Source organism: Methylocaldum sp., from assembly GCF_035627495.1.
Lineage (GTDB): Bacteria > Pseudomonadota > Gammaproteobacteria > Methylococcales > Methylococcaceae > Methylocaldum.
Window position 1 is genome coordinate 1 of sequence record NZ_DASPLO010000038.1, and the last position, 17,855, is coordinate 17,855.

Below are 17,855 nucleotides of genomic sequence, written 5' to 3' on the forward strand. Positions count from 1 at the left end.
GCGAGAGCGGCGGTCGTAGGCGACCCACAAGGCATCGCGACCGGGCGTCGAGTCATTGTGGAGCCAGGTCCCGACCCCTGGTTGGGTCGGGACCGGTCGAACGCAGGACGGCCGGGGCGCCGAAGGCAATACTCGTCGCCACAATTTGCTCCTTTTGGAGACTGGGATGTCCCAAAAGGTTTCGTAAAAAATGGCGACGCAATCGTCCGTCTCATCATTGGAAACTTGGGTGTCCACGTTTTCCAGCCTACCTCGGAATGCACCCGGTATCATCCATCGCGCGCAAACCGCTGCTGTCCGGGGGATACTAAACAATATCTCGGCGGGAACGTACCCACGATCGCGTTCTTCTAAGCATTACGGGGAATGCCATCCCATAACGGATCGAACATGGCGATCGAAACCTTACAGCAATTCATCAGGCAGCTCGCCGGGTATGGCGGAAAGCCGGCGATCGTGGCCTTCCTGAAGGGCCGCACCGAAACCTGGTCCTTCGGGAAATTGGCTCGCTCTGCACACCGCTTGGGAATAGGGCTCAGCGAGGCGGAACTCCGGCCGGGCGATCTGGTAGGGCTGTTCGCGCCCAACAGTCCCGAGTGGGTAATGGCCTGTCTTGCCGTGATCGAGGCCGGGATGGTGCCGGTCTTGATCGATGCCCAGATGGGAGAGGAAGACCTGCGTCATGTGCTCGCAGATAGCGAAATCCGTTGGCTGTTTACCACGCAACGCCAGCTCGCCCGCCTGGAGCGCATCGATCCGCAACGCGACCTCCACCCGATCCTGTTGGACGGAAAGCCGGACGACGCCCACCACTGGCAGCGCTATGGCTCCGATGCGGAGAAGACGTTCGCGACGGTTGCGCCCGAGGATACTTCCGTCCTCTTCTATACCTCCGGAACGACCGGCCCTCCGAAAGGGGTGCCGCTGAGCCATCGGAATCTCGCGAGCAATATTGAGGCCCAGCTCGATCTCCATTTGATTGGAGAGGAGGACCGCTTCCTGGTGCCGCTGCCGCTGCATCATGTCTACGCGTTCACCGTTGGGATGGTGACGCCGTTCGCCGCGGGAGTTCCGATCATTTTTCCGCTGTCTCTTACCGGCCCCGAGCTCTTGCGGGCGCTCAAGGAGGGGAAGGCCACGTTCCTGGTGGGCGTTCCTGGGATGTACGAGGCGCTGTTCGGAGCGATCGAAGCCCAAGTCCGACAGCATGGACGCTTGGCGGACAGGCTGTTTCATCTTGGCCTGGATCTCGCGACCGCGCTGCGCCGGCATTCGGAAGTCGGCATCGGCCGCAGGTTATTCGCGCCCCTGCACCGCCAGTTCGGTCCGGAACTGCGGATGATGCTCTCCGGCGGCGCGATGCTCGCGCCGGATCTGGCCTTCAAGCTGGTCGGCCTGGGCTTCGACGTCGCGACGGGTTATGGCCTGACCGAAACCTCGCCGTTGCTGAGCTTCAATCTGCCGGACCGGGGCCGCCTCGATACCGCCGGAACCCCTCTGCCAGGTGTCGAAGTCCGCATCGCTGAACCCGAGCCGCCGGCCGAACAGGGCGAGGTGCTGGCCAAGGGGCCCAATGTGTTCTCGGGTTATCGAAACCTGCCCGACAAGACCCGAGAGGCGTTCACCCCCGACGGCTTTTTCCGCACCGGCGACCTCGGCTATTTTGACGACGGATACCTGCGCCTGGCCGGGCGCGCCTCGGAAATGATCGTGCTGCCGGGCGGCGAAAACATCCGTCCCGAGCATATCGAAGAGATTCTGAGCCAAGGCCCGCACATCAAAGAGGTCGGCGTACTGGAGAAGGGCGGCCGGCTGGTGGCCCTGGTCGTTCCGGCCCCTGCCGCGACCCGCGAGGGCGGGGATCTCGAAGCGCTGATCCGCCGGGACATCGAGGCGCAGTCCGGGCAGCTGCCGTCCCATCACCGGCTCGGCGACTACGCCATCACGCCGGACCCGCTGCCCCGGACCCATCTCGGCAAGCTCCGGCGTCACGAGCTCGACAAGATCTACGAGCAAGCCAAACAAAAGGGCAAAGCGGCGGCCCAAGAGGTCGGTCCGCTGCCGATCGAGCGAATGGCGCCCGAGGATCAGCAAGTGCTCGAAGAGCCGACCGCACGGCAAATCTGGCAATGGCTGGCCGAGCGATTTCCGAATGTGCGCCTGACGCCGGACGCCAACCTCCAACTGGATCTGGGTGTGGATTCCCTGGAATGGCTGACCTTGACGCTGGAGATGAGCGCGGCTACCGGGGTCGATCTCGATGAGGAAACCATCAGTCGCGTGCAGACCGTCCGTGACCTCTTGCGGGAGGGCTCCGAGGCGGGCGGCGGGATGGCGGGCGAAGTCAAAGACCCGTTGGCGCGGCTATCCCAGCCCGAGACTCTGCTGGACGCGGATCAACTCCGCTGGATCGAGCCGCCGGGAACCTGGTCGAGCGCCTTGGGAGTTCTCCTGTTCGGCTTCGATCGCTGGTTGATGGACCGGGCGTTTCAGGTGGAGGCCGAGGGACTGGAACATCTGCCCGCGAATGGGCCGTTCGTCCTGACCCCGAACCATGTCAGCTACCTGGACCCCATGGCCATCGCCGCCGTCCTGCCGCGGGAACAACTCCAGAGGACTCGCTGGGCGGGCTATACCGGGGTCATGTTCAGGAACGCTCTCATGCGTCAGGCCAGCCGCTCGACCGGCACGTTGCCGATCGATCCCCTGCGCGGTCCTTTGGCTAGTCTGGCCCTCGGCGTGTTGGCGCTCAGGCGGGGCGATAACCTGGTGTGGTTCGCCGAGAGCGGCCGTTCCGAGAGCGGCGAGCTGCGGTCTTTCGAATCCGGGATCGGTCTGTTGCTTCGCGCGGCGCGCGTGCCGGCCGTCCCGGTCCGGATCAGCGGAAGCTATGTGGCTCTACCCGTAGGGAGTTGGGTGCCCCGCTTCCGGCCGATCAAGGTTCGCTTCGGTCCGCCGGCGACCGCGGACAAACTGGAGCAGGAGGGCCGGGGCGAGCGCCCCGAGCAGCGCATCGCCGCGGCGCTGCATGACCGCGTCGCGCAGCTCAAGTCGGACTGAGCTCGGGCGCAAACGCTGTTTGAATAGGCGCTGACATGGACAGTCATTATCGGCCCGCCGCGCCCTGCGTTTCGGCATGGTTGTTCGTGATGCGGGGTAGGGCACCGGAGGGAGGCTATGGCCAAGGTCATGAACGTGGAGAAGCAGATTTGGGACGTGGAGGGATTCGCGGTACGCATTCTCCACTTGGACGGCCGGGATGTGCGCGGCGACCGCATGGGCTTGCCGCAGTACCCCTTCGAGTCTCCGGCGAAGAATGATTTGAGCGTGGAAAAGTGGAAGATGGAGCGCTTCCGCCAAACCTATCCCGGCTTTCAGGTGGAGGTTATTGACTCCGATGGCACGGTGGTACACGGCAATACGCGGCTCGGGACCGTCCGGGATACCTATTTGGATGAGGAGTAGCGGGCCTTCTCAGGCCCCAAAGAACAGATTCACGCCGATATCGGCCGGAGCGGTGCCGCGGTTCCGTTCATGAGCAACTGGCCGTTATCGGTAAGTGCCGGTGTTTAGCAGTAGGAGGCAATCATGTTTCTGGAGACCGTCAGATCGGAAGGACTTTCGCATTTGTCCTATCTCTTGGGCGATGAGAGCGCCGGGGTTTGCACCGTCATCGACCCGCGCCGGGATATCGAAATCTATTCGGATATCGCCAAAACCCATGATGTTCGCATTAGCCACATCCTGGAAACGCATGTCCACGAGGATTTCGTATCGGGCAGCCGGGAACTCTCGGCACAGACCGGCGCGACGATTTATGCGGGCGAATCGAACCAACGCACATTCGAGCACGAAGCCGTCAAGGATGGCGATACGATTCAGGTCGGAAATCTCTCGTTGCAGGCTTTCCACACGCCGGGGCATACGCCCGAGCATGTGTGTTACCGGGTGAGCGGCGGCAAGGGGGCCAAAGCGCCGTGGGGAGTTTTTACGGGAGACACTCTGTTCTGCGGCGACATCGGGCGCACCGATCTGCTCGGGGCGGAACAGGCCGAGGGAATGACCCGCCAGCTCTATCACTCGCTCTTCGATAAGCTCCTGCCGCTGGGCGACGAGCTGGAAATCTATCCGGCACACGGCAAAGGCTCGCCGTGCGGGGGCGATATCGGCGACCGGTTGACCAGCACGCTCGGTTACGAGCGGCGGCATAACCCGAAGCTGCAAATCGATAAGGAGGACGAGTTCGTCAAAAACGAACTCGGATCGTTGCAACCCGCCCCGTTCTACTACTCGCATCTCAAGGACGTGAATACCCACGGGCCTCGGGTGCTGGCCTGCGTTCCGCCGATTCCGATGCTCGATCCGCACGTGTTCCAAATCGAGATGGGGAAGCCCGACACGGTGGTCCTCGATACCCGTGAGATCGAAGCTTTCGGCGGAGGACATATTCAAGGCGCGCTCAATATTGCCTTGCGGGAGGAGTTTCCGGTGTGGGCCGGCTGGATGCTAAAGCCAGACCAGCGGATTTTGTTGGTTCTAGCCGAAGAAGACGATCTCGAGACGGTTCAGCGTCATCTGCTGCGCACCGGGTTTGAAAAAAACGACGGCTATCTGGGCAAAGGCATGCGGGGCTGGTTCGAGGCGGGCTTGCCTTTCGAACGCATATCGGAACTAAGCGTGCACCAGTTGAAGAGATGGATCGACAGCGACTGGACCGACCTCCAAGTGCTGGACGTGCGCAGCCCCGCCGAATGGCAGCAAGGCCATATTCCGGGGGCCCTGCATCTCTACGCGCCTTTTTTGCAGGATCATCTCCACTCCTTCGATCGCACCAAACCGATCGTCACTTATTGCGGGAGCGGCTACCGGGCAAGCATCGCGGCAAGTATGCTGAAACGCGGCGGATTCAAAGAGGTTTACAACATTCCGGGCAGCATGAAGGCATGGAGGGCGGCGGGTTATCCCCTCGAATGAGTATCGGTCGCCCCCGGGTTGAGCGGACGATTTTTTCAGCCCTTGACGCAGACGATCGGCTTGAGCTTAGCCACTTTCTTCGCCAAACCGGCCCGATCGGCGGCTTCGACCACGGCGCTCACGTCCTTGTAGGCGCCCGGCGCTTCCTCGGCGACGCCGCGCAGAGAAGGGCTGCGGATGAGGATGCCTTGTTCCGCCAGCGCATCGACCAGTTCCCGTCCACGCCATTGGCGGGTGGCCTGGTGCCGGCTCATGGCGCGGCCCGCGCCATGGCAGGCGGAGGAGAAGGACGCCGCTTCGCCGCGCTCGGTGCCGGCGAGGATGTAGGAGGCCGTGCCCATGCTCCCGCCGATGATGACCGGCTGGCCGGCCTTCCGGAATTCCTCGGGCAGCGATGGGTGGCCGGGCCCGAAAGCCCGCGTCGCGCCCTTCCGATGCACGTACAGGCGCTTGCGTCGGCCGTCGACTGTGTGCTCCTCGATCTTGCAGGTGTTGTGGGATACGTCGTAGAGCACCGTGAGCGCCGCGTCGGGCAGCACGGCGGCGAAAGCCTGCCGGGCGAGGTGCGTGATGACCTGCCGGTTGGCCAGAGCGCAGTTCATGCCGGCCTTCATAGCGCCGAGATACTTCTGCCCCAGGGGCGATCCGATCGGGGCGCAGGCCAATTCCCGGTCGGGCAGACGGATACCGAAACCGGCGGCAGCGGCGACCATTTCCTTGAGATAGTCAGTGCCGATCTGATGCCCGAGGCCGCGTGATCCGCAGTGAATGGTGACCAAGGCGTCGCCTTCCCGCAGCCCGAAGCGGCGGGCGATTTCGGGATCGTAAATCTCCGTCACTTCCTGCACTTCCAGGTAATGATTGCCGCTGCCCAGGGTGCCCACTTCATCGCGCTGCCGCTGCTTGGCCTGTTGGGAGACGCACTCGGGCCGGGCACCCTCGATGCAGCCGGATTCCTCGATGTGGGCCAAGTCTTCCGGTTCGCCGAAGCCGCGATCCACTGCCCAGCACGCGCCGCCTTTGAGCATGGCGTCCATTTCATGGGCGGTCAGGCGGATGTGCCCGGTGCTGCCGACGCCGGCGGGAACGGTCCGGTACAGCTCGTCCGCGAGTTCCGCCTGGGCCGTCCGGATTTGCCCGGCGGAAAGTCCGGTGTGCAATGTGCGGACGCCGCAGGAAATGTCGAAGCCGACGCCGCCCGCCGACACCACGCCGCCTTCTTCGGGATCGAAGGCCGCCACGCCGCCGATGGGGAAACCGTAGCCCCAGTGGGCGTCCGGCATCGCGTAGCAGGCGCCGACGATGCCCGGCAGCCGGCAGACATTGACGATCTGCTCCAGAACCTTGTCGTCCATACCTTTGACGAGCGCCTCGTCGGCATAAATCACGCCGGGGACGCGCATGTCGCCCTTCGCCGGGATGCGCCATTCGTAGTCTGAAATCTTTTCTAAAGATGAGATGTCCATGGGGTAAGCCTTTGGAAGCGGATTGTCGGGTACGGCGAGCGTCCGGGCCTGCGGTGACCGGAAGCATGTGGATACGCGCGCCGTGCGACGTTGTAGTGGATTTGCGGGTGAAATATCCGGACTAGTTATACGTCTACCACACATTGGGCCACCCACCGGCCGCCGGGTTCCCGGTAAACTTTCAGCTCGGTATAAGTGGCGCCTTTCACTTCCACGGCCGGCTCGTGCCGTTCCCGCTCCACCGGCTCGCCAAAGGCCCGGCCGGTCAGCTTGCCGTCTTCGATGGTCACCTCGAAGCGGCCGAACAAGAGTCCCCGCACCGCCATTTCATAGACGAGCGCGTTAAGCCAGTCCACCAAAAGCAGTTCGGTGTCGGGGGCTTCGCAGCGCACCTCGACGGATTGTGCGGTGCCCACCGAATCGGGCTCGGAAATGATGGCGGTCAAAGCCAGGGCCGCATGGGCAAAGGCTTCTTCGACGGTGGCGCCGAAGCCGCGTACGCCCATGTCGGCGGCGTGGGGGAACAGTTCCCAGTCGCGGGGTTGGGTGGCGGTTTGGTCGGGGGTGGTCATGGGTTATTTCCTTCCTTATTGACTGACGGCGCTCTCGAACGGTGGCATGGGATATGGTTCAAAAGCGTTGTAAGTTGCATGAGGCTAGAGCGTTTTCGAATGTATGGATTTTCGGTATTGTCCCGTCATGGCGCGCCCGAGCATCGCTGGCTGGAGCCGGACCAGCCCGCAAGGGGCGCGCAATGGATTGCGCGCGGCGACAAAGGCACAGGGATGGTGCCTTTTGTCGCCCCCGGCTCCAGGCGGCGACGCGCAGGATCAGCGCGCCATCGGGTGCCCTTTGGTTTCTTTCTTTTGGGCAAGCAAAAGACCAATTCGCCGGGAGCGAATTGGGACAGCGGAACGCTGGCCCGAAGGGCGAAGTCCAGGGATGGACTTCGCAGCGAAACTCGCCGGCGGGGCGAGACCCGCTCCAAAACAAGACGCCGCCAACGGCGGCTTCCTTACTTAGACCGTACATCAGAGCTGAAAACACTCTAACGAAGATGAAAGAGGACAATCAGCCCGCCGACGTAGAGCAAAAGTACGATGAAAGAATCGATCCCCATTTTGAAAACAACGTAGTTTCTCCGCATGATCAGCCCGGCCAAATAGACGGTAGTCACGGCGATGCCGAGAAGGATGGCGAAAATCGAGAATCGTCCCGCCTCATTGAGGATAGGCTGCTTCGGATAAGCGGCATCCGCGAAAAAAAGAAGCATGACCGAAAATAGGTTCGTGCCAAAGGCATCGGCGAAGGCCATCTCATACTGCTTCAGCCGAACCGCCGAAAGGGTTGTGCTGAGCTCCGGCAACGAAGTCGAGATGCCGCCCAGGACCATTCCGATAAAACTCGCGCCCAATCCGGTCTGCTCGGCCAGTGCATCGCTGGTGCTGGCCAGAATAAATCCCGCTAGGAGAATGACCGTGCTGACCGCCAAGATTCGCAGGATCAATATCCCCATCGATGCCTGAGCGTGTTGCTTTGGTCTTCGGCTTTCGATAGAGGCCGGTTTAAGCTGGACCGGGGACGATCTTGAGGTGCGCTTGGGTATCCACGGCGTGCTCCTCTCATAGCGCTTGATGAGCCACACGAACAACAGGTAAAGCAGCAAAAGCGCGCTGGTCCAAACGCCGATGCCGGTGTTCAGGATGGGCCTGTCTCCCGCGATCATTCCCGCGGCCGTTACTGTAAGAAAGAACACCACCAGCGCCCCTTGAAGCAGAATGATGGGATGGACAACATCGGTGGACAGAGGCTCCCAGCCCCTAATCGCGTCCACGATGGCGACGATCGCCATTGTGACCGCAATGCCTCCGAGCAGCATATTGATGGCCAGCGGAGCATTGCCGATGAGGGAGGCTGAAACGGAAGTGGCCATCTCCGGCAGCGAAACAACGCCTCCCAGCAGCAGAGTGCCGATAAGTGCCTGCTGCCCACTCAGCCGATCCGAGATCAGTTTCGCATATTGCGTCAGCCGGATGCCGGCATACCAGACCACAGCTCCGGCAATGCCGAAAAGAAAAGCATTCCATCCCGGAGCAAGAAACTCAAAACGGAGCATTTCGATTGCCTCAGCAGTGAGACGCCTCGCCGCAACCTCTCAGCGAGAGCCCCCGTGAACATGGCCGTGCCCGGGATGGCTGTTCGCATAGTGCTCTCGCAAATAATCGGTCCCGTAATCGTTCGTCGGGTCACGCCAGATCGTGTGGATATGGTTGGCGTTGTTCTGCGTATTGTCGTACTCGATCAGGACCGTAGGGCCATGCAGGCGGTAATAATGGCCCTGTCCGGGTTCCAATGCTCCGGCCCAGGCGAAATGGATCGAATCCATACCCGCCTCCTGGATGCGCCGCAGTTGTGTCTCGGCAAACTCACCTCGGACGTTGTGCACGTACTCTCCGATGAGCGTCAGGGCCACATCGCACTGTGAACCATTCATTTTGCCGAGCGGCAAGCCTGCCGTTTCGTGCAGCGTCTCACGCTGACGCGGGCCGGTAATGATGTCGGCCGGCGCTTGTGAGGCAATGATCGTCTGTCGGCGCTGTTCCTCGGTCAGACTTCGCAGCAGCTGAAAGCCGAGATCCTGCTCCGGGGCCAGCGTGCGCAGACCCTTGAGGTGACCCGTGGACACTTCGGCGGGGTGCGCCCCGAAGAAGGCAGGGGTGACGCTGACGAGGCCGTCCGTGATCACCATGAAATGCAGCACGAGGTGATGGCCCTCCAGCCGCCAGCCCCATGGAGAAACCCTCGGGTCACCGAACACGCTGAACGCATACTGCTCCGGGTCGTAGATCAGGGTGCGGGGAAAGTGCCCGGTCTCGCGCAGGACGGTTTCCAGTTGCATGATGCGCTCGGCCTTTCGCCCGCCCGCTTCGCTGAGGCTGAACCGGAGCAGCGCCTCGGCGGCGGTCCGCTGCGCGGGCGTCATGTCCCGGAAGGCGAGTCCCTGCAAGTTCCAACGCCCAGGGGCCTTCGGCGGTTCTCCGGCCCGAGCGGGGGAAAGTGCGTGGCGCAGGCGCTTGAGCGTGCCGAGGCTGTCGAGCAGCACGGTCACCAGCCGGTGTCGCGGGAAATAGCTCCAGTGGTGGAGCGTCTCGTGCGCGAAAGGAAGCACGGTGTATGAGCGTTGCTCCGGGCTGAGCGTGTCGAGGAATGCCAGCGCCAGTTGTGCGCTCCGGGCGGTTGCCTGTGCGATCATCGGTATGACCCTCGGTCCGAGGAGCTAGATCGGTCACTCAACGGCGGCTCAGTGGGAGGTTCCGTCGGGGGCTCGGTCGGCGGCCCGGTGGGAGGCTCGGCCGGAGGCTCCATAGGCGGTTCGGTGGGAGGCTCGATCGGTGGCTCGACCGGCGGTACGGTAACATCAGTTTCGACCATGCCGTCCCCTGCATAAGATTGTGGAAAGTCAGCTTCGGTCGGGGTGAGCGGAGTAGGCATGATCGGTGTCCTCGAAACAGGCCGAGTTCGGTCCTTGCGACATTAGACCGGCTCGAAGCGGTGCGATTCCGCCTCGTTACACGGGAAGACTTTAGCGATGTTCCGCCGGGAATCGGCGACGACGACAGAAGCGCGGTCTACCGGCCGATGCGCTATCAGATCGGGGGAGGGTATACGGCATGCTGCCGCACAGCGATGCCCGCGTGGTGGACATCTTCATGACGGATGTCATGCGCTTTGCCGCGACGGCGGAGATGTCCGTCATGCGTTCCGAGGACTTGGCGTCCATGTACCGTCAGACTGCGGTGAACTCCGGCAGTTGAAAAAAAAGCTGCTGCCGATGTGCCTGCAACGCCGCCCTTACGATCATGTCCAATTATCGGGGATTGTGTCGGATTTACGAGGTGCCTATGACACAGGAGCGCAAGTCGACAGTCATCGAAGAGGGCAACGTGTACTTCCTCTACCGTCCTCGCGTGCAGGAGGAGGATCCGGAGAAGATAGGCGACATACAACGCCTGTATACGGTGCTGAGCCCGTACGGCAAGGACCGCTATCGCCTCATCGTGATCGGCCGCAAGCGGCTGCCCGAGGTCCACGATGGCGGCGAGCCTTACTGGGGATTCGTCGATCGTGTGGTGAAAGATCCCCGTGCGCTGCGCGATGAGCTGGAGGAACAGCATTACGGCACCAAGACGCGCGGCGAGCGCCAGGTTCCGGCCACGCGACCCGCCGGCGAGGGCGTTTACTCGATCGTGAGCCACGAGGGACACACGCACTTCGCCTATGCGCTGGAGCTGCCGGAGCGCCCGGGCGAGGTCCAACAGGAGCTCAACATCGAGAAAGAGGCGAGCTACATAATCAGCGTGAAGAATCCGGAGCAGCCGTCTCCGCCAGGTGTGGGTCTTGGGAAGGGCCAGAAGGCGCGGTTTCCGAAGCACCTGCAGGAGCGCTTCGGAAGGCGTCGCTTTCTGAGCGCGGATCCGCCGGAATTGCTCGACTACGAAGGGGTCGAGCTGCTGATGATCGGAGCGCACGAGGACCCTGAGAAGGAGCTCGGGGTCGCTCTGGATCCGCAGGACGAGACTCTAGCCACCGCGGAGATCTTCAAGGACCTGAGATTGCGCAAGTCACAGCATCCGGTGCAGCCGCTGATCACGGGCGAGTGGAAGTGAGCGGCTCTTGCTTTCCGCCGCCGTGCGGACTTACGCCCCATCGCTCCGGTCCCAGCCCCCGGTTCGATTCGGAATTTTGGACGAACAGAAGGAGGCGTCCATGGCGCACGAAAACGCAAACCCGCTCAGTCAGGCCATTGGGCAAGCCGCTACCCCGCTTGTCGGAGAAGCGCGGGATTTCGACCCATTTCTGGAGATCGTCGGCGACGCCCGGTTCGTTCTGCTGGGCGAAGCCACTCATGGCACCCACGAGTTCTACCGTGCCCGCGCCGAGATCACCAGGCGGCTGATCGAGGAGAAGGGATTCACTGCCGTGGCGGTGGAGGCCGATTGGCCCGATGCGTACCGGGTCAATCGCTATGTCCGCGGCCTCGGCGAGGGCACCGCTGCCGACGCGCTCGCGGGCTTTGAACGCTTTCCGCAGTGGATGTGGCGCAACGCCGATGTCCTCGCTTTCATCGACTGGCTCCGCGCCTATAACGATGCGCTGCCTCCGGACGCGAAAGCCGGCTTTTACGGCTTGGATCTCTACAGCCTGTACACCTCCATCGAAGCGGTTCTGGCATATCTCGAATCGGTCGATCCCGAGGCCGCCCGGCAGGCCGGGCACCGCTATGCCTGCTTCGAAAATTTCAGGGGAGATCCCCAAGCCTATGGTTTTTCGATCAGGTTCGATCTGGCCGAACACTGCGAAGATGAAGCCGTGCAGCAACTGGTAGAACTCCGCCGGCACGTGGCGGATTACGTACGGACCGACGGAGGTGCGGCGGAGGACGAATTCTTCTTCGCCGAGCAGAATGCCCGGCTGATCCAAAACGCGGAAGCCTACTACCGGGGGATGTACCGGGGCCGTATATCGTCCTGGAACCTCCGCGACCGGCACATGGCCGAGACGCTCGAAGCCCTGTGCGGGCACCTGAGCCGCCGGGGAACCCCCGCCAAGATCGTGGTTTGGGAGCACAACTCGCACATCGGCGACGCCCGCGCCACACAGATGGGCTGGAACGGCGAGCTGAACGTCGGTCAACTGGTCCGGGAGCGCTATGGGAAGGATGCCGTGCTGGCGGGGTTCACGACCTACGACGGCACGGTCATGGCGGCCTCGGACTGGGGCGCGCCGGCCGAGTTGAAACGGGTCCGGCCGGCCCTGCCAGGCAGCTACGAGGACCTGTTCCACGCTACCGGACTGGGGAGCTTCCTGCTGAACATCCGCGACGAGAAAGTGGCGAAATTGATGCCGCGGACCCGTCTGGAACGCGCCATCGGCGTGATCTATCTCCCCGAGACCGAGCGCATCAGCCACTACTTCGAAGCCCGGCTGGCCGAGCAGTTCGATGCCGTGCTCCACTACGACCGAACCCGGGCCGTGGAACCTTTGGAGCGGATCGCCCTGCGAGAAGCCGAAGAACCGGCGGAAACCTATCCGGTCGGCGTATAGCGGGCGCGACCCGTCTTCGTCCCGTTCGGGCGTCCCCGAGCATCGTCGCCTGGGACCGGATCGGCCCAAAGGGGCGCGCAATGGATTGCGCGCGGCGACCGGGGCATAGGGACGTGCCTTCGGTCGGCCCCGGTGCCAGGCGGTGACGCACAGGATCAGGACGCTCGCCGGGTGGCCTTTTCTTTGGATACTTTCTTTTGGCCACACAAAAGAAAGTATCCCGCATGCGGGGCGGCCCCCCGCTCCAAAAAACGCCGCGGTCAGCGGCACCTTATTAAGCGCCGTCCGCATCGGTGCTGCCGCCACACCATAGCGAAAAATGCTCTACCGTACGGCGCTGACTCGCCAGATTTTCCCGCCGGCGTCGTCGGCGACCAGAAGCGAGCCGTCCGGCAGGGCGGCGAGGCCCACCGGTCGGCCGTAGACCTCCCGCTTCCCTTCGCCGGCAATGAACCCGGTGAGGAAATCCTGCGCGGGACCGTTGGGCTTGCCGTCCTTGAACGGCACGAACAGCACCTTGTATCCGGCCAGGATGGAACGGTTCCAGGAGCCGTGTTGGCCGACGAAGGCGCCGCCGCGGTACGCTTCCGGGAAGGCGGTGCCTTTGTAGAACGCCAATCCGAGAGAGGCCGTATGTGCGCCCACCGCATAATCCGGCACGATCGCCTTCGCCACCAAATCGGGCCGCTCGCCCTTGCGGCGCGGGTCCTCGTGCTGTCCGAAATACGAATAGGGCCAGCCGTAGAAGCCGCCCTCGCGTACGCTGGTGATGAAATCGGGCACCAGCTCGTCGCCCAGCTCGTCACGCTCGTTCACCGCCGTCCACAAGGCGCCGGTAACCGGCTCGAAGTCCAGGCCCTGCGGATTCCGAAGCCCCGAGGCGTACACCCGTTCGCCGCTGCCGTCCGGATTGACTTCGAGAATGCCGGCGCGGCGGCGTTCCTTCTCCATGCCGTGCTCGCCGACGTTGCTGTCCGACCCCACCGCGATATAGAGCTTGTTGCCGTCCGGCTTGAACAGGAGATTGCGGTTCCAGTGATTGTTGTAGCCGCCCGCGGGCAGCTCCAGGATCTTGCGGCCTTTGGCGGTAATTTGCGTTTCTCCGGTGCGATAGGGGAACACGACCACGCCGTCGGTATTGGCGACATAGAAGGTATCGCCCCGTAGCGCCATGCCCATCTGCTGGTTGAGGCCGGTCAGGAACACCGAGCGCAATTCCGGGACCCCGTCATGGTTTGCATCGCGCAGCAGGGTGATCCGGTTGGCGCTCTTGCCCACGGTGGCGGACTCGATCATGCCCCGTTCGAACTCGTCCTGCCCCGACTCTCCCTTCTGCTTCGGTTCGGTGCGGGCCTCGGCCACCAGCACATCGCCATTGGGCAAGACGAACAGCCAGCGGGGATAATCCAGGCGGTCGGCGTACAGGGTCACTTTGAACCCCGGCGGCGCGACGGGTGTTTTGCCTTCAGGCCAGCCGATCACTTTTGAAAAATGGATCGCCGAGGGCGTGGCATAGGGTGGCGGCAGCTTGGGCCTGCCGTACTCGCCGGCTGATCGGGCGGCCGGTCCTCCGGACTCGGCGCCGGGCGCTTGCGCGGCGGCAGAATGCTGGGCATAGGCGCTGATGGCGAAAATGAATGTCAGCGAACAGGCGGTTCGCGTGATGGGTGTGCCTTCGGTTTTCATTTCTCCTCCTTATTCGAATGCTCAATAGGCAGGTTATCTACCGTTGCTGAGGAACATCCAGATTCCGAGAGCCAGGACGAGGGCCGCGACTATGCGCCGAAACAGCTTTTCCGGGATGCGCTTGAGAATGCGCTCGCCGCCGATCGTGCCGACCAGCACGCCCACCGTGGCCGCCCCGATCAGAGGCCACATCGGCCGGAGCCGGTGCCCCTCCGTCAACAGATAGACGGGCACCCGCGCGCCGTCCACCATCAGCGCAATCGCGGTAGCGGTGGCGACAAAAGCATCTCTCGGAACGTTCAAGCCCAACATGGCGGCCGATCGGATACCGCCCTGATTACCGACCAGGCCGCCGAAGACACCCGACAAGGCTCCGGCAATCCACGCTCCGGCTCCTTTGAATCGCAGCCGCTCTGCCAGTCCGCTCAATCCCATGATGCCGGCGAAGACCAATAGCCCCGCGAACACCGGATTAAGCACGGGATTGCTCGTGCGGGTATGCAGCCAAGCACCGAGCAGACCGCCCGTCGCACTGGTCAGGCCGAAACGCCATAACACACGATGGTCGACATTCTCGCGCAGCCGCCAAAAACGTAGCGCCGTGCCCAACAAGTGCGGTATGGACACCGCCGCCACCGCAAGCTTGGTCCCGGTTTCCAGGGCCAACAATGGCGTGAGCAGGCTGCCGATTCCGAAACCGGCTACCGCGGCAATGGCACCGGCGACAGCGCCGATAGCGACAGCCCAGGCGAACATTATCGTGGCGTGAGTCGGGCCACGTCATCCATGGCCGATGGCTGATTCACGCCAAAATAATCCGGCCCGAGCCGTCTCCCGCGCTAGGCCATGGCCGGTTCTGCGGTATTCCTCGGTTGCGAAACTTCCTTGAGCACCTCCGCTGCCTGCTCGGTCGGGGCGCGCCGGGCGATATCGGCCTGCGAAACCATCCCGCAGCAGCACCCGTTTTGATCCGCTACCGGCACCCGCCGGATCCGATAGTCTTCCATTACTTGGCAGCAATCTTCCAGGCGGGTCTCCGGCGTCACCGTCACCGCCGGGGTCGACATGCATTCCCTGGCGGTCATACCCATCGGGTCCTTGCCTTGGGCGATGGTGCGGCAGACGATATCGCGGTCGGTGATGACGCCGATCAGCCGCATGGATTCCTCGTTTTCAACTACCGGTATCTCGCCGCAGTCGTGCCGCACCATCGCCCGCGCGACGGTTTCCAGCGAGGTGTTCGGCATACAGCAAATCGGGTTGGGGGTCATGATCTCTCGGACTTCCATGGTTTTCCTCCGCTTTCATAGCTTTTCATCATGTTGAGGATCAAAGCCGCGGACTCACGGCTCCGTAAGAATGGGACAGGGAGCGCAGGGGAAGGTTCGGAGCCGTATTCGTACGTGCGGAATATGATCTGCCCGCTCAGTGCCCTGACCGGATATTCGGGTTTATCCTACAACGCAGAAACTCATCCGCCCGCTCTTACGGGGAGTTTGAAAAACCGAACAACCCTGCGGGCGCGGGTCGAGTGGAACGCAGAGTTCGGCCGGATGCGTTAATTCAAGACCTGACCCCATGACCCCATGACCCATAAGACGCCTATGGTAAAAACTGCTTCTGCCAGGCAAGCTCTAAGTAGAGAATCGGGCACAAAGGCAGGGTGATTGTTCATGGTTCGCTCGCTAGGCTTAGCGGTAGTCGGTGCAGTGCTCGTCCTGCTCATTCAGTCGTGCGCCGAGCTGAAGCCTCTGCCTTCGCCGCGGAGTCGGGAAGCCGCCTGCGAGCGCTTTTTCGGCGAGATGGATCGGCTCGTGGCCGAGCACGGGGTGGCGGATGCGGGCACGGCGCTCATTCCGGATTTTCCCCATCTTCGTATCGATCGATTCCTGGCTTCTTTTGTGAACAAGGATTTATCGCACGAGGCTTATGCGGCCTGGGTCGAGCGCTTGCGGAAACTGGATGAAACCGCCCGGCTGATCGAGTGGCGCAACCTGCCGTCCGGAGCCGCGACGCGACTGCAGGTCCATACTCCGTTCGGACTCAGGGTCAGGACTGCGGTAGATGTCTGCGGGCACGCTCTCGCCGAGCGGGACCTGAAATCCCCGGCCCGGCGATTCCGGTTGCTGGAGCACGCCAAGGTGCCCGATGCCTATTCGACCTGGGAGCGGGTTCTCGGCCTCTATCCGCTCACCCGCTGGGCGATCGCCGAAGGTGTCTTGCGGGTGCATCGGGAACTGCGCCGGCCTTTTCTCGGGAAGCATGAAAACCTGTCTGGCACGGAGCGGCGGATTAGCTATGCGCCGCCCGCACCGGAAACCCTCGGAGCAGCCGATGTCGCCAGGATTCTCCGACAATCGGCGGCCAATCCTCTGGGCATTCCGGAACCTGCCGAAGACCAGCTCGACCGGTTATTTGCTTCTTTCGCTCCGATCTGGACGGTCGAAACCAAGAGCGACAACGATCGCATCGGCATCGCTCGCATCGGGGCGGACGGAAAAGCCTACCTCGACGTGACGATACCGGTCGTTTACCGTCTGGCTTCCCACACCCGCATCGGCCGGCAGGTGCTGCTACAGCTCAATTACCTCATCTGGTTCCCGGCCCGCCCAGCGGAAGGCTCCCTGGACATTTATGCAGGGCACTTCGACGGGTTCATCTGGCGCGTCACCTTGGGGGCGGACGGGAAGCCCCTCGCTTACGACAGCATTCATCCCTGCGGCTGTTACTATCAGATTTTTCCGGGTGAGGGCTATCGGGTCGTTCAGCCCCAAGACGGCTCGGAGCCGGTCCTGTCGCCAACCCCGATCTCCCGCCTCAAGCCGGGCGAACGGCTGGCCATCAGGCTCGCTTCCAGGACCCATTTCATTCAGGACATCACGCCGGAGCGGGCCGTACCGGCGCCGGCAACCGCTTACGACTGGCTCGATTACGACGAGCTGCGCACGCTGCCGGCGCCGAATGGCCGGCACCGAAGCTTGTTCGACCCGGACGGCTTGGTACGGGGAAGCGAGCGGCCCGAACGGTTTTTATTCTGGCCTATGGGCATCCCCAGCTCCGGCGCCATGCGTCAATGGGGAACCCATGCCATTGCGTTCCTCGGCAGGCGGCATTTCGACGATTCACGACTTTTGGAAAAACTACTGCGGCCGATTCGGGAGTAGGGGAGAAGTGGATTTTTGGGGTTTTATGTAGGATTCATGGATATGCGCGAGGCTTGCCGGGCGCGAAGATTGGGGCTCCTGCTGCTCGTCTGGGTCTGGCTTCCCCCGGCGGCCCGGGACGCTCAGGTGCTGGAGGCCTCGGTCATACGGCAGCAGGAGCGGTTCGTCATGCATTCGGAAACCCTGGTTCAGGCTCCCGTTTCTGAGGTCCGCGCCATTCTCACCGATTACGCAAATCTTCCCCGAATCAACAAGGCGCTTAAGCGGGTAGATATCCTGGAACACCTCAAAGACGGCGGGGTTCGCATGGGGGTCGTCTCGGAATTCTGTCTTCTGGCGATCTGCCTGGATTTCAACTGGATCCAGGATGTACGAACCCTGCCGAACGGGGACATTGCAGAGCTCGTAGCTCGTAGGGCGCAATAGCGTACTCGCGTATTGCGCCGTATGGAATATTCCT

The 17,855-nt window shown here is 62.6% G+C and carries 16 protein-coding genes; 8 read left to right on the forward strand and 8 right to left on the reverse strand.

Annotated elements, in window-relative coordinates:
- A partial coding sequence (locus VEB01_RS02910; protein ID WP_324872640.1) for a hypothetical protein occupies positions 1 to 237 on the reverse strand: 237 nt, incomplete at its 3' end.
- Positions 238 to 390: 153 nt separating this feature from the next.
- Between VEB01_RS02910 and VEB01_RS02915 the strand changes: the two genes are divergently transcribed.
- The 3 genes from VEB01_RS02915 (at position 391) to VEB01_RS02925 (ending at position 4,974) form a co-directional block, all read left to right on the forward strand.
- A complete protein-coding gene (locus VEB01_RS02915) occupies positions 391 to 3,060 on the forward strand; it encodes an AMP-binding protein (protein ID WP_324872642.1) in 2,670 nt (889 codons plus the stop codon).
- A gap of 117 nt (positions 3,061 to 3,177) precedes the next feature.
- Positions 3,178 to 3,465 carry a ParB N-terminal domain-containing protein gene (locus VEB01_RS02920; protein WP_324872644.1) on the forward strand — a complete coding sequence of 96 codons (288 nt, stop codon included), beginning with the start codon at positions 3,178 to 3,180 and terminating at the stop codon, positions 3,463 to 3,465.
- Positions 3,466 to 3,588: 123 nt separating this feature from the next.
- Positions 3,589 to 4,974: an MBL fold metallo-hydrolase gene (locus tag VEB01_RS02925; protein ID WP_324872646.1), complete on the forward strand. Its 1,386-nt coding sequence runs from the start codon at positions 3,589 to 3,591 to the stop codon at positions 4,972 to 4,974.
- A 35-nt stretch (positions 4,975 to 5,009) separates the two neighbouring features.
- Here VEB01_RS02925 and VEB01_RS02930 read toward each other — a convergent pair whose 3' ends face one another.
- The 4 genes from VEB01_RS02930 to VEB01_RS02945 form a co-directional block, all read right to left on the reverse strand.
- The gene (locus VEB01_RS02930; RefSeq protein ID WP_324872648.1) at positions 5,010 to 6,440 is read right to left on the reverse strand and encodes an RtcB family protein; all 1,431 of its coding nucleotides are present in this window, start codon (positions 6,438 to 6,440) and stop codon (positions 5,010 to 5,012) included.
- 125 nt (positions 6,441 to 6,565) lie between these two features.
- Positions 6,566 to 7,012, reverse strand: coding sequence for an archease (locus VEB01_RS02935; protein WP_324872650.1), 447 nt, complete (start codon positions 7,010 to 7,012; stop codon positions 6,566 to 6,568).
- Between the two features lie 476 nt (positions 7,013 to 7,488).
- Entirely contained in the window at positions 7,489 to 8,556 is a 1,068-nt protein-coding gene (locus VEB01_RS02940; protein ID WP_324872651.1) for a sodium:calcium antiporter, read from the reverse strand.
- 39 nt (positions 8,557 to 8,595) lie between these two features.
- Positions 8,596 to 9,693, reverse strand: coding sequence for a DUF3500 domain-containing protein (locus VEB01_RS02945; RefSeq protein WP_324872653.1), 1,098 nt, complete (start codon positions 9,691 to 9,693; stop codon positions 8,596 to 8,598).
- Positions 9,694 to 10,111: 418 nt separating this feature from the next.
- Here VEB01_RS02945 and VEB01_RS02950 point away from each other — a divergent pair, with 418 nt between their 5' ends.
- The 3 genes from VEB01_RS02950 to VEB01_RS02960 all read left to right on the forward strand — a co-directional run bounded on the left by VEB01_RS02950 (position 10,112) and on the right by VEB01_RS02960 (position 12,545).
- Positions 10,112 to 10,255, forward strand: a complete 144-nt coding sequence (locus VEB01_RS02950; protein ID WP_324872654.1) for a hypothetical protein — start codon at positions 10,112 to 10,114, stop codon at positions 10,253 to 10,255.
- A gap of 87 nt (positions 10,256 to 10,342) precedes the next feature.
- On the forward strand, positions 10,343 to 11,107 hold the full coding sequence (locus tag VEB01_RS02955; protein ID WP_324872655.1) for a hypothetical protein: 765 nt from the start codon (positions 10,343 to 10,345) through the stop codon (positions 11,105 to 11,107).
- A gap of 100 nt (positions 11,108 to 11,207) precedes the next feature.
- Positions 11,208 to 12,545: an erythromycin esterase family protein gene (locus VEB01_RS02960; RefSeq protein WP_324872656.1), complete on the forward strand. Its 1,338-nt coding sequence runs from the start codon at positions 11,208 to 11,210 to the stop codon at positions 12,543 to 12,545.
- Positions 12,546 to 12,869: 324 nt separating this feature from the next.
- Here the strand turns inward: VEB01_RS02960 and VEB01_RS02965 are convergent, their stop codons facing one another.
- From VEB01_RS02965 to VEB01_RS02975, 3 genes are all read right to left on the reverse strand, one after another.
- Positions 12,870 to 14,231 (reverse strand): PQQ-dependent sugar dehydrogenase, encoded by a 1,362-nt coding sequence (locus VEB01_RS02965; protein ID WP_324872657.1) that lies wholly within the window; start codon positions 14,229 to 14,231, stop codon positions 12,870 to 12,872.
- Positions 14,232 to 14,264: 33 nt separating this feature from the next.
- Positions 14,265 to 14,987 (reverse strand): sulfite exporter TauE/SafE family protein, encoded by a 723-nt coding sequence (locus VEB01_RS02970; RefSeq protein WP_324872658.1) that lies wholly within the window; start codon positions 14,985 to 14,987, stop codon positions 14,265 to 14,267.
- A gap of 83 nt (positions 14,988 to 15,070) precedes the next feature.
- Positions 15,071 to 15,520: a CBS domain-containing protein gene (locus tag VEB01_RS02975; RefSeq protein ID WP_324872659.1), complete on the reverse strand. Its 450-nt coding sequence runs from the start codon at positions 15,518 to 15,520 to the stop codon at positions 15,071 to 15,073.
- A gap of 384 nt (positions 15,521 to 15,904) precedes the next feature.
- Between VEB01_RS02975 and VEB01_RS02980 the strand changes: the two genes are divergently transcribed.
- Both VEB01_RS02980 and VEB01_RS02985 read left to right on the forward strand, forming a co-directional pair.
- Positions 15,905 to 17,395: a hypothetical protein gene (locus tag VEB01_RS02980; protein WP_324872661.1), complete on the forward strand. Its 1,491-nt coding sequence runs from the start codon at positions 15,905 to 15,907 to the stop codon at positions 17,393 to 17,395.
- Between the two features lie 42 nt (positions 17,396 to 17,437).
- Positions 17,438 to 17,821, forward strand: coding sequence for a hypothetical protein (locus tag VEB01_RS02985; protein WP_324872662.1), 384 nt, complete (start codon positions 17,438 to 17,440; stop codon positions 17,819 to 17,821).
- Positions 17,822 to 17,855: the final 34 nt, after the last annotated feature.